General features: G+C 55.5%; 10 protein-coding genes and 1 pseudogene. 10 read left to right on the top strand and 1 reads right to left on the bottom strand.

The genetic code is table 11. From position 1 onward, the window contains the following. The first annotated feature begins 296 nt into the window (after positions 1-296). The 7 genes and pseudogenes from GS12_RS03625 to GS12_RS25240 all read left to right on the top strand — a co-directional run. Complete coding sequence (locus GS12_RS03625) at positions 297-1361, top strand: ABC transporter substrate-binding protein (protein ID WP_034914240.1); 1065 nt, start codon at positions 297-299, stop codon at positions 1359-1361. Then, a complete protein-coding gene (locus GS12_RS03620; protein WP_034944023.1) occupies positions 1358-2653 on the top strand; it encodes an acyl-CoA thioester hydrolase/BAAT C-terminal domain-containing protein in 1296 nt (431 codons plus the stop codon). The genes GS12_RS03625 and GS12_RS03620 overlap by 4 nt, the downstream gene beginning before the upstream one ends. Then, positions 2650-3405 carry an ABC transporter ATP-binding protein gene (locus GS12_RS03615; protein WP_034944017.1) on the top strand — a complete coding sequence of 252 codons (756 nt, stop codon included), beginning with the start codon at positions 2650-2652 and terminating at the stop codon, positions 3403-3405. Before GS12_RS03620 ends, GS12_RS03615 begins: the two co-directional genes overlap by 4 nt. Continuing rightward, positions 3398-4186, top strand: coding sequence for an ABC transporter permease (locus GS12_RS03610; RefSeq protein ID WP_034944015.1), 789 nt, complete (start codon positions 3398-3400; stop codon positions 4184-4186). Before GS12_RS03615 ends, GS12_RS03610 begins: the two co-directional genes overlap by 8 nt. Continuing rightward, the gene (locus tag GS12_RS25245; protein WP_407637845.1) at positions 4149-4496 is read left to right on the top strand and encodes a YHYH domain-containing protein; all 348 of its coding nucleotides are present in this window, start codon (positions 4149-4151) and stop codon (positions 4494-4496) included. The genes GS12_RS03610 and GS12_RS25245 overlap by 38 nt, the downstream gene beginning before the upstream one ends. Further along, a complete protein-coding gene (locus GS12_RS24900; protein WP_235421065.1) occupies positions 4390-4605 on the top strand; it encodes a hypothetical protein in 216 nt (71 codons plus the stop codon). Before GS12_RS25245 ends, GS12_RS24900 begins: the two co-directional genes overlap by 107 nt. Positions 4606-4612: 7 nt before the next feature. Further along, positions 4613-4675, top strand: a pseudogene (locus GS12_RS25240) (DUF1283 domain-containing protein); the annotation flags it as partial. Positions 4676-4717: 42 nt separating this feature from the next. Here GS12_RS25240 and GS12_RS03600 read toward each other — a convergent pair. Next, positions 4718-5197, bottom strand: a complete 480-nt coding sequence (locus tag GS12_RS03600; protein ID WP_152601347.1) for a hypothetical protein — start codon at positions 5195-5197, stop codon at positions 4718-4720. A gap of 167 nt (positions 5198-5364) precedes the next feature. Here GS12_RS03600 and GS12_RS03595 point away from each other — a divergent pair, with 167 nt between their 5' ends. The 3 genes from GS12_RS03595 to GS12_RS03585 all read left to right on the top strand — a co-directional run bounded on the left by GS12_RS03595 (position 5365) and on the right by GS12_RS03585 (position 12040). Next, positions 5365-5736 carry a hypothetical protein gene (locus GS12_RS03595; RefSeq protein ID WP_152601346.1) on the top strand — a complete coding sequence of 124 codons (372 nt, stop codon included), beginning with the start codon at positions 5365-5367 and terminating at the stop codon, positions 5734-5736. Between the two features lie 70 nt (positions 5737-5806). Further along, a complete protein-coding gene (locus GS12_RS03590; protein WP_152601345.1) occupies positions 5807-6613 on the top strand; it encodes a hypothetical protein in 807 nt (268 codons plus the stop codon). Positions 6614-6958: 345 nt separating this feature from the next. Continuing rightward, a complete protein-coding gene (locus GS12_RS03585; RefSeq protein ID WP_034944004.1) occupies positions 6959-12040 on the top strand; it encodes an autotransporter outer membrane beta-barrel domain-containing protein in 5082 nt (1693 codons plus the stop codon). The last annotated feature ends 145 nt before the right edge of the window (positions 12041-12185 follow it).

Below are 12185 nucleotides of genomic sequence, written 5' to 3'. Positions count from 1 at the left end.
ATTCCCAAAATTCGCATCATCTGGGCTGCTCAGGATGTTGGTGAGAGCAGGTTAATAAAGCGTATTAATGAATCACCAACGGCCTGCGCGCAATGAACCTGATGCCGTGCGGGCCAGGCCCGGCTGCACTGATTCGTTTTATTAACGGATCCACACAGGATTTTGGTGAGCAGCCCAGTTAACGCCGAATTCTCATAAAGTTAGTTAAAAGGATTCTTTTCGATTCGTCAGCGGATCGCCTAACCTGGCCGCCACGCTGTTCAACCATACTGCCGTTGCCTGGTTAAGGAGTTCCCGTGCGTTTGAAGTACCTGGTGCTTTCCCTCTCACTTATTGGCGTCGTGCCGGCGCACGCGCTTGATGACGTCACCGTCGCGCTGGCGATCCCGCCTGCGGTGCATGACGGCGCGCCCTATGCGGCGGCGGAAGAGTTAGGACTGTTCCGGCAGCAGAACCTCGCGGTCAGGCTGCTGGTTTTTCAGGGCGCGGGCGCGCTGCTGCCGCAGGTAGCCAGCAAGCGCGTGACCTTTGGCTACCCCGTTTCTGAACCGGTGATTTCCAGCTACTTCAACGGTAAAAATCCGCTGCCGCTGCGCTACTTCTATAACGGCACCCCGCAGCAGACGCTGGAATATACCGTACTGGCGGACTCCTCCATCAAAACGCTGGCCGATCTGAAAGGTAAAAAGATCGGCGTTGGCGCGCTGACCTGGGGCACGCTGCCCAACAGCCGGGCTGCGCTGCGGGTGGCTGGTCTTGAGCCGGGTAAGAACGTGGAGTTTGTCGCGGTGGGCTCGCTGGGTTCGGGGTTTCAGGCGCTGCGCAGCAAAAAGATTGACGCGCTGAACTACAACAGCAGCTGGGGCGATATTTTTGAACTCACCGGCACTAAAATTCGCCGCATCGCCTATCCCGCCGTATTTCAGGAAAACCCTGGCAACGGGTTTATTGCCCATCAGGACACCTTTAAAGAGAACCCCGATCTGATCCGCCGCTTTGGTCGCGCCTGGACCGAGGCGCAGTATGTTTGTGAGATCAATCCCGAATATTGCGTGAAGGCGTTCTGGCGGCAGCATCCTGAGAGCAAACCCGCCGATGCCGATGGCAAGGGGCTGGAGGACGCCAAAACGCTGCTGTCACGCCGCCTGGCTCGCACACTCTACCGCTCTGACGGTTCGCCCAGAGTGCCGGGCGAGTACGATCTGAAGGTTATTCACAATGCCCTCGCGGCAATGGCGAAAGCCGGGGAATTTCCCGATGCTAATGTGCCGCTTGAGAAAATTTTCTCGAACGAGTTTGTCGCGGCGTTCAACGATTTTGATAAAAAGGCGCTGCGCGCCAGAGCGGAGGCGGCGAAATGAGCATCACGTTAGAGATTGATATTGCCGACGATTTGATTGATGTCCCCCGGCGGATCCACGCGCACGGTCTGGCGGCAGGCGCGGCGCAATTAACGGTTTCAACGACGTATCCCGACGGCAGCGTCTGGCAGAGCCGGGCCGACTACCACATTACCGCCGACGGCACGTTCAATCCGGAGATCGCGTGTCCGCAGAGCGGCGACTGGCAGGAGGCGGGATCGATGACGCCGGTGGAGGCGCTGCGACAGGTCACGCCGCCGCACAATCCGGCGCTCACCGACAGCGTGCTGCCGCGCCGCATTACGTTTCGGATCGAGGATGCCAGAGGCGCAGTCGCTGAAGCGGTGCTGATCCAGCGCTTTCTGGCGCCCGGCGTCACCCGACGGGAAACGCGAGAGCCGTCCGGCGTGCTGTTTTTGCCCGCCGCGCCCGGCCCGCATCCGCTGGTGATAGTGCTGAACGGCTCCGGCGGCGGCACGCCTGAGCAGAAAGCGGCGCTGCTGGCCGCCCAGGGCTATATCGGCTTTGCGCTGGCGTACTTTAAAGCGCCAGGACGGCCGGCGCATATCTCCAATACGCCGCTGGAATATTTCCAGCAGGCTATCGACTGGGTAGCCAGAGAGGTGCCGATCCGCGCGAATTTTGTGGCGGTGATGGGGCACTCCAGAGGCGGCGAACTGGCGCTGCTGCTCGCTGCCACCTTCCCGGAACGTATTGCGGCGGTGATCGGCTACGTACCCAGCGCGGTCATTCACGGCACGCTGCGCGCGGGCGCCCCGGACGAGCCGCGTGATGCCACCGCCTGGCGCTGGCGCGGCGAGCCGCTGCGCAATATCTGGCAGGATAACCCGTACGCGGACTGGCATGCCTTCGACCATCCGCCGCAGCCCGATGCGCCGATCCGCCAGGCGCCTGCCTTCATTAACGTGGAGCGCGATGCGCAGCGCCTCGCCGATGCCCGCATCCCGGTTGAGCGTATTCGCGGGCCGGTGATGCTGATTTCCGGCACCGATGACGGCTTCTGGCCCTCTACCGCCTGGTGTGAACGCATTGTCGCCGATCTGAAGGAGAGCCGCTGGCCGGTTATCCATCTTTGCCACGAGGGCGCAGGCCATGCGATTGGCTTCCCCTGGGTACCAACCACCAACATTGCCAATGTGCATCCGGTGGCGGGCGTGCGAATTGACGGCGGCGGCACGCCTTCGGCCAACGCGCGTGCCAACCGCGAGAGCTGGCCGCAGGTGCTGACGTTCCTGACGGCGGCGGTGGCGGCGCATGAGGGCAAAGCATGACGGCGCTGGAACTGAAAGACGTCGGGCTGACCTATGCCACCCGACGCGGTGAAATTGATGCGCTGGCGCAGGTCAATCTGCGAGTGGAGGAGGGCGAATTCGTTGCGCTGCTCGGGCCATCCGGCTGCGGAAAATCCACGGTACTGAAGCTCGCCGCCGGGTTGATCTCCGCCACGCGGGGAGAAGTGCAGCTTGCCTCGCGTGCGGTAAACGGGCCAGGGCGGGAGGCGGGCGTGGTGTTTCAAAAACCAAATCTGCTGCCGTGGAAAAGCGTGCTGAACAACGTTCTGCTGCCCGCGCGCACGCTGGGGTTGCCGAAAGCGGACGCCCGCCGACGCGCGCTGGCGTTGCTGGATCTGGTCGGGCTGGCGGATTTTGGCGACGACTATCCTTTTGAACTGTCAGGTGGCATGCAGCAGCGCGTCGGCATCGCCCGCATGCTGCTGCACGATCCCGCGCTTTTGCTGATGGACGAGCCGTTTGCCGCGCTGGATGCGCTTTCACGTGAAGCGCTGACCCTTGAACTTCAGCGCATCTGGAGCGAGCAGCGGAAGTCGGTGCTGTTTATCACCCACAGCATTCAGGAAGCGGTATTTCTGGCGGATCGCGTGCTGGTTATGTCGCCGCGTCCGGGAACCATCGTTGAGGAACTGAGCATTCCACTGCCGCGTCCGCGCACGCTGGATACCCTGGCGGACGCTGAGTTTATGGCCCTGTGCCAGCATCTACGGAGATTTTTCACCCATGCGTAAAGTGATACCGCTACTTTATCCGCTGATCAGCCTGGCGGCGCTGATTTTAATTTGGTTTCTCTGCGTGCGTTTTTTTGCCATCCCGGATTATTTGCTGCCGTCGCCGGTGGCCGTCTGGAACGCGCTGGCGCAGGGGTTCAGCGACGGCAGCCTGTGGCCGCATATTGCCACCACCCTTGGCGAAACGCTCAGCGGCTATCTGATCGGCAGCCTGCTGGCCGTGCTGTTTGGCGTGGCGCTGGCGGAGTCGCAGACCTTTGAACGCTTCGTGTACCCGCTGTTGATCGCGTTGCAATCCACGCCAAAGGTGGCGCTGGGGCCGATAATTCTGGTGTGGTTTGGCTTTGGCGCGGCGTCAAAGATCGTGCTGGTGGCGCTGGTGTGCTTTTTTCCACTGTTTGTTAATACGGTTAACGGCATTCGCCGCACTGATGCCGAGCTGTTGGACGCCTGTCGCGCCTTTTCCGCCTCCCGCCGCTATCTGCTGTTACACGTCAAGCTGCCTTCCGCCGCAGGCGAGATCTTCGCCGGGTTACAGATTGGCGTGGCGCTGGCGCTGATTGGCGCGGTGGTGGCGGAATTTCTTTCCGCGCAGAGCGGCCTTGGCTATCTGATCGCCTCCAGTTCGGTCAGCATGAGTCTCTCCACGATGTTTTCCGGCGTGGTGCTGCTGGCAATTATTGGCATGACGGGCGCGCAACTGGTGCGCTGGCTTCAGCGCCGGGTGGTATTTTGGGAAGCGGATGCTGCGCAACGGCGCACGTCTTCATCGCGGGACTGATTGGTCTCGCAGCGTTAAATTAACTATACTCAGCGAAATTTATGACTGGGAAATGAGACGGAACTCAGTGAAGAAATCAATTTTACTTTCGCTACTAACGCTGCTGTTTTCAGCCCTTCAGGCACCCATAGCGCTTGCTCATTCGGGGCGAACTGATGCAAACGGCTGTCATACCAATCACAAAACGGGTGATTATCATTGTCATGGCGCTGGCAGAAGCACTTCTGCCAGCGTGGCTGTTTCCGAAAGAACTGATGAAAACGTCAGCAGCGCTAAAAAATCATCACCGCAGGCCAGCAGAAAAAAATAAAAAAACAGCCGCGCATTTCGGAAACAAAGTCAATGGCACCCGTCAGCGAGCGGCCGCGCAGTACAGCACCGGATCCAAAAACGCGTTGCCTTGCCAGCAGGAGTGTTAACCATTATTGGGAACCAAATACTCAGCGTTGTCTTGACCGAACAACCGGCCGGGAAGGTAATCCACAATGAGAACCTGCCCGATGCAATAGAAGCATTCAGTGAAGAGAGAAATTAACTTGCCAACGATTTCAGCCTTTCTGCGAACTGAATAATTTTCTTTATAATAGCTATGCGTTCTCTGAACGACATTTTTATTTCCGCATAGAGGTGAATGCTTCGTCCGTTTTGAGCATTTTCCTCTAAAACATCATTAACGACGTCGGTGTGAAAATCGATAATCCTCTCAAGATTATTATAAACTGCTTCCACGCTGGCGCCATTAATCCTGTATGAACGACAAAGAAAGTCGTCTTCATCATCGGTAAAATTAAAGAAAACAAAATAAGGGTTTCGCGTGTCGTCAATATTAAAAACCTCAAGAAGAGGTTTGTTAGCTGAAGGTTCTTTCCATACTGGTACCATCATACCCATTGTGCCCGGTGGCATTTTTGGTAGTTCGCAGCGGCCCTGATGCGCTTTTACACAATAAATGGGCCAGCGGGATCCGGAACGTGCATCAAGGGCGGACCAATAAATATCATTATCAATCATTTGTTTAAAAAAAGGATGAGCATCGGTATAGAGAAGGATCCCGAAAGCGTTGCGGAAGATTTTTTCCTAGTGCTCTTTTTCTGCCAGATCATATAGCCAGTTGCTCATTTTTATTTACCAGGATATTTTTTGCCGCTACTATAGCCTAAAATGAAATGGAGGTAAACATGGCGAATGATCTTCAGGAGACGGCATTCTATATTCCTTCCTCGTATACGATATATTTTAACTCATCCAAAGATATAGCTTCTACCGTTAATTTTAATAACAGAGTCTTTTTTCATGAGTTTCTGCATTACTTGCAGGATCTCACTTTACCTTACCTGTTTCGATATGCTTCAATAACCTGCGTTCAACTCGCCAGCCTTGTCCATGAAAGTAAACAGCGTGGGCAACTGCGCTCTCCTTACGGCCTCTGGCCAGATGACTATTATGTTACCGCACAGCAATATGCATATACCTGGGGAAAAGGGGAGTTTATAAAAAAATTTGGTGTAATCATTCATCATGAAAAAAAAATCAGAACACTCAATAAATGATATTTTTGTTCACAAATACACGCTCATTTCTTCAGAACAGTTGACTTATACGTTAAGTGCCAGAGATTTTATGGAATATCTGGTGTGGAAAATTGAACGAAAGCGCTGGCCAGAAATAAACTACTATGATGTACCCTATCGTATTGTTGATTTTCTTTTTGATTATATCGGCATGAGTGAGTTGTCGGTCTCAGCAAAGCTGCTTTTCATTGAATTCTGCCTGTATAACGATAATCCGGTTGCGCATTTTTTTTATTTTTCTGAAGAGCACAAGGCGGAAATACTGCATCAGGACCAGAGCGGGGCGTCTTATTCTTTTTTTAAGAAAATTGTGTGGAACGCGAAAGGCGGATTCAGCGACAGTGTTGAAACCAAGGCGAAAAGAAGGCGCGAGCAACTGATCGATTCTTTTTCTGCATGTTACTGTAACGAAGAGTTTTCAAAAGCAAGAGAATGGCTGGTCTTTACATTGAACTATGACTTCACGTCGTCAGCCGGGGTATTCTTTTTTTATTCTCTCTATAATCTCGACCCTCTGATGCTAAGGTTAAAACTGGAGTCAATTTTTAATGACGTGGGCCTTCCCGTCTTCCTCTCTTCAACCGGAGAGAAGCGTACTCTTCTGCCGGAACGTTTTAACACCTCCTGCTTTAGTCATCTTCATATCAGTGGATTGCTGATTAAGGCTTTTACCGATGCAGAAGAAGAGTGTCCCATGTTGCGATACGATCTGTGTCCCGGCAGCCGTGAAAATCATTGCTGGTGTCAAAAAGACTTTCTACAAATTTTGTCGCTGAAGGAACCATGCCCAATGACACAACTGCTGGATAAGCTGGGATTGGGAGAACTTCCCATCATACGTACTCAGTATCTGTAAATAATCTATCCTGTCGCTCAATTTACCCTTGTCATCAACATCCCGGTTATGACGATGCATGTACTATTTTTTATGGACCAAAAAATCGAAATAACTCCTTAATGATCATGAGCGTATTATCGATATTAAGACCATTCTTTAATGCGCGCTATGCGAGATTATTCTTAATTTCAATTTATTGCGAATTATTGCGATACGCGCATATAGACGTCCGCCAGACAAAGGGTGATATTGACCATCGACCTGCACTACGTTTATTCCTTTATCTGACATTATAACAACTGCGCCGGCCATTAATGGCAGAGCGCCCTGACAGCATTGCATTTTTCTCTGGAGTAAAATGTTATGTTTAAATTTCATCCGGTTTTTATCAGCCTTGTTACTGCCTGTGGCATTATCGCGCCAGCCTCTTCCTTGTCCGCTACGCTTAAGCCTTTTACGCCTGAATTCAACGATAACCATGCTGGCGTCTTTTGTGTTTGCAATGGTTCCACACAAACTCTGCAAGGCAATCAACAATTTGCGCCAGGGCAGGATGGAGGCGGAAGCATCCCCATTGGTGTATTACTGCATACGGGCAGAATTATTTCCGACGATTTGGTGATCGGCGCCGATCGTCTCGACCTGGGGCCGCAGAATTATATTATTAATATCCCGGAAGAAAACGGCAGTGCAAATAATACATTGTCGGTTTATAACTCTGCCGCCATAAATGCCCTTGCACGTATTGATGAAAATACCGTGCTGCCCAATTTTTTTAATGTTAATGACGGGCAATATATTGATAGCCGGGTGGCACAGGTCAGTAACGGCACGATTAATGTCGATATTGGACAGCATGGTGCCTCCACTACGGCCGCGACCAACGGCTGGACGATGGCAGCCAAACAAAGCGATTTATTTGTCGCCAGCGGCACGGGCACAATGAACTGGAATTCCGCTAATCGCATTGGCTTTTTTGGCGCCTATACACCTTATACCTATAACCTCGGCTATTGGGTAGATAACGTGGTCACCTGGCAGGATGAATTTACGGTCACTACGCGAGATAATGTCACCACCGCCTTTACTATCCGCAGCGTCGGTGAACTACAAAAATATAACGACTGGTTAATTACTCAACTTAAAAATGGCAATCTTGGTGCAGACAGCTACAACGGTGAACTGAATAAAGCGTTTGCCATTCGCAGCGATGTTATCGCTTACGTTATTGATGCCGATGAGTTTTATGATGAAATCACCCAGCCGATCGGCGAACGCGTCGTATTAAGCGCCGATGGCCCCGGCGCGAAAGTGACCATCGGGCGGCAGGGTACGCTGGAGGTGGTCAATGCTATCGGCGGGGCGATGCGCGCCTCCAACGGCGCCAGCGCACGTATTGACGGCAAGCTCGCCAGCACCGGCAGCGAGGCGCTGGTGCTGCTGAACGGCAGCAGGGGCGTGAATAACGGCGTGATTAATGGTGGTTTCTTTAACCGCGCCAGTGGACGCGGCGTCGATCCCACCACGGTGGGATCGGGCAGTACGGCTGTCTTTGCAGCAGACGGCAGTCGTTTTGTGAATAACGGAGTCATTAATGGTTCCGGTAACAGCACCGCTGTGGTGCTGAATAATGCCAGCGGCATCAATAAAGGCGTGATTAACGTGGGCACCACCGAAAACAGAGGCGGTGCCAGCGCGGGCGTGGCGATGAACGACGACAGCGCCAGCTTTATCAATGCGGCCAGCGGACTCATCTACCTGGGACGCACACCGCAAAATTATGTGACGGATCCGACAAGCGATATTGCCATCGCGCACAGCAGCGGCATCGTACAACATTATAATTCCAGCGCTATCAATAACGGCCGTATCGTTATTGGCTCAAAAGTGCAGGACGGTGTGGCGATGCGCGTCAGCGATGGCCCGACGGCTCAAACGTTGAACAACGGCGTCATTACCGTTAACGGCAGAGGAAATACCGGCATGCTGGCGGTGAATTCAGGTAGCGGCGGGCAGGTTGGCAACGCTGGCATCATCAATGTTAACGGCAAAAATAATACCGGCATGGGTGTTATCGCCACAGAGGGTAACAGCGCCAGCGCCTGGTCGACTGGCGTGATCAACGTGGCAGGCGGCTCGCGCAGACAACCTGATCAGGGCGTGACGGTCACCGGCAGGCAGGCCAGTTTTTATCAGAACGGTACTCTTAACCTTACCGGCAGGCACGCCGTCGGCGTCAACGTCCGCGAGGGCGCTACGCTTAACACAGGTGATACCGCGTCGGTTATTTTCCATAACCCCGATCAAACGGGTTATCAGGCCGCGAACTACGCCTATGTGAACAGTACGGGAGGAAGTTACAACGTCACTACCGACCGCTCCAAGCTTTATCACCTGAGCAGCGGCACCATTTTTAACCCGCAGACGGCAGCGAATGTCACCCTGAGCGGCGCCAATACCACCGGTATTTTCGCGGACGGCTGGGGAAACGGGCTGTATGGCACCACACTCTATGGCACCGACAGCTACATCGTGAACGGCAAAGGCGCGACCGCTATTCGTGCGCAGGAAGGGGCCGATGTGACGATAACCAGCCCCATCGTGTTGAACGGCAATAACACCACCGGCGCGATAGGTAAGTATGGCGCTGGCAGGCTGGCCAGTACCGCGCCGGTTACCGGCGGCGGCAAGAACGCTGTCGCGTTTGATATTGGTGACGGCATCACCTTTGCTACCACGCCGGCCGGGACGGTGGATCTGACCGGGCGCAACAGCACCGGCATCCGCGTGAAGGGCGGCAGCGCCATCTTCAATCACGCCCTGATAAATGTGCCCGCCGGTATCGGGATGGATATTTCTGACGGCGAGGCGCGCTATTTTCCCGAGGAGTCCCGCCTGACGGCTGGCGGCGTCGCGGCGGTGCGCGTGGGCAATGCAGGCAGTCTCACCATTTATGGTGACACCGCCGAAGGCGCGTATCCCCTCAGCAGCATCGACGCGACCGGCAACGCCGATACCCTTTTACTGACGAAGGGCGCTTCGGCGTTAACGGCCAGTGATATTCAGCTGACGGGTTCTCAGGGCGGAACGGTGATCAACAACCGCGCGGAAACCAGCAACATTTCGCTGAAAAACGTGCGCATTGAGGTTAATAACGGCATCGGCATCCGCACGGCGACGCCGATTGATGCGAACGGCTCCGTTTACGCCGTGGTGGTGGGTGACCAGGCCACCGGATACGCTTTCGGCAATGAGGATGGTTCCGTTACCCACAGTGATTTAATTATTCCCGCTGGCTACAATATTTTTACCTACGGTGCCGCCACGGGCGTGCGCGCAAACACCACCGGGCGGGTGATCGCTGACGGACTGATCTACATTAATGACGCGAATGGCGGTTCGGCCATTGTCACCAGCACCGCGAGCGAGGTGATAAACCGGGGCGCCATTGTCGCGCTGAGCGTCACGTCGCCGGTTATCGATCTGCGCGGCGGTCAGTCGGTGTTTATCAATCAGGGCGATATTTTCGCGCCTTACCCGGAAACCGTGGTAGTGGCGGGAGGCGCATCCAACGATCAGGTTGCCCTGGTTGGCGGCAGCGTGGTAGGCGAGGTAAATACCGGCAACGGCACGGACGTTGTTGAACTGAGCGGCGGCACCTTTAACGGCAGCCTGACGCTGGGCAGCGGTAAAAACAACGTGGCCACCGTGTCGAGGGTGAGCCTGGCAAACACTCGTCACATTACCACCGCAGGCGGCGAAGGCAGCACGCTCAACTTCAGTAACATCACTGCGCAGGGCGGCTCCTTCGCTGACGGCGACGATCTGCGCAGAGGCGTTAACCTTGGCGCGGGCTGGAGCACTCTCAACTTCTACAACACCGACTGGACGCTGACCGACAACCTGAAACTGGCGCACAGTACCATTAACATTGACGCCGGTTCCACGCTGTACGTCGGCAATAATGTCAACCCGCAGCTTTCGGGCGCAACGGAAGATTCGCTGGTGGTTAACAACGCCGGTACGCTGGATTTGACCAACGGCGGCGCGACGGGCAGCACGCTGACCATTAATGGCGATCTCGTTTCCTCAGGCGGTCGCGTGATAGTGCATTCGCGGGTGGATGAGAGCGGTGCGCAGAGCGACAGCCTGCGGGTGAACGGCAACGTAAGCGGCACCACGCTGCTGAACGCCACGCTCACCGGCGGCGCAGTAAGCGATCGCAATAACAACGGCGTGACGGAGGCCTCGGAAGGCGTCTCTGTGGCACAGGTGACCGGCAATTCCGCGCCTGCCAGCTTTGCATTGCATGGCGGCTACGCAACGAACGGCCCATGGCAGTATGGCCTTTACAGTTTTGCGCCCGGCAGCGGCGGCGGCACACTCCGCGATTACCGCCTGGCGAACACCTTTGTCTGTGAGGATGGCTCGCTTTGCCAGCCGCAAACGGCGGGTGGCAACCGGGCGGTGCGTCCGGCAGTGGTGCCGCAGCTCCCTTCTTACCTGTCCGCACCGATTGGCCTGGCGTACTACACCCTGGCGGTGACTGACGATCTGCATAAACGGCTGGGCGAACTGCGCGACGCACGGCGTGGATCGGCTGACAACGGCGGTGAGATGTTTATTCGCTATCTCGGCTCGAATCAGAAATACAAGAGCAACGCTGATCTGCGCCACTATGGCTATGATTTCGATCTGGACTACAGCGCCGTCCAGCTCGGCGGTAACCTGGTAAGGCTGGATGGCCCGCAGGACAGCCTGCGCGGCGGTCTCGCCTTCACGCGTGGCAATACGCGCATCCGCCCGCATGCGGCGGATGGCTACAGCTCGACAGACGTCGACAGCGACAGCCTCGCGCTCTATGCCACCTGGCAGCGTGACAGCGGCTTTTACCTTGACGGCGCGCTGGCTCACGACTGGCATCGCGGCGATACCGACATTGCCCGACAAAAAGAGGTGGCGACGCTGAAAGGCCAGGGATGGAGCGCCTCGCTGGAGAGCGGCTATCCGTGGCAGTTGGGTAACGGCGTTCGCCTGGAGCCGCAGGCGCAGGTGATTTATCTGCATTTACGGATGGATGACGTCACCGATAAGGATCGCACCCACGTTGCCTGGGATGATTACGATCAGACCATTGGCCGACTGGGCGCGCGCCTTGATCGCACCTGGCGGGACGATGCCAACCGTCTGTACACGCCTTATTTGCGCACCAACTATTTTCGTGGCTGGGGCGGAACGGCAAAAATGCGGGTGAGCGCAGACGACAGCAGCAGTCAGGATTTCTACAGCGGTAAATTTGGTCAGATGTGGGACGCGGGCGTTGGCGGCACCACCACGTTTAAAAACGGCGTGGCGCTCTATGCCGAAGCCGACTATCGCCAGGAGATTGACGGCAATGGTACAAAAGGGTGGCGCTACAACGCCGGGGTTCGCTGGACGTTCTGATTACGGTATCGGGAAACCGGGCAATCATCACTCTCCGGCGTTACTCACTGACCAGAACACGCTGCCGTCCGGCCAGATAACCCATCACCGCCTGCGCCAGCGCCAGCAGGGTACAGACGGTGAGCGGCACCGCCCAGCCATCCAT

It is taken from the genome of Erwinia oleae, from assembly GCF_000770305.1.
GTDB classification, from domain to species: domain Bacteria; phylum Pseudomonadota; class Gammaproteobacteria; order Enterobacterales; family Enterobacteriaceae; genus Erwinia; species Erwinia oleae.
This window is presented reverse-complemented; position numbering and strand designations above follow the sequence as displayed.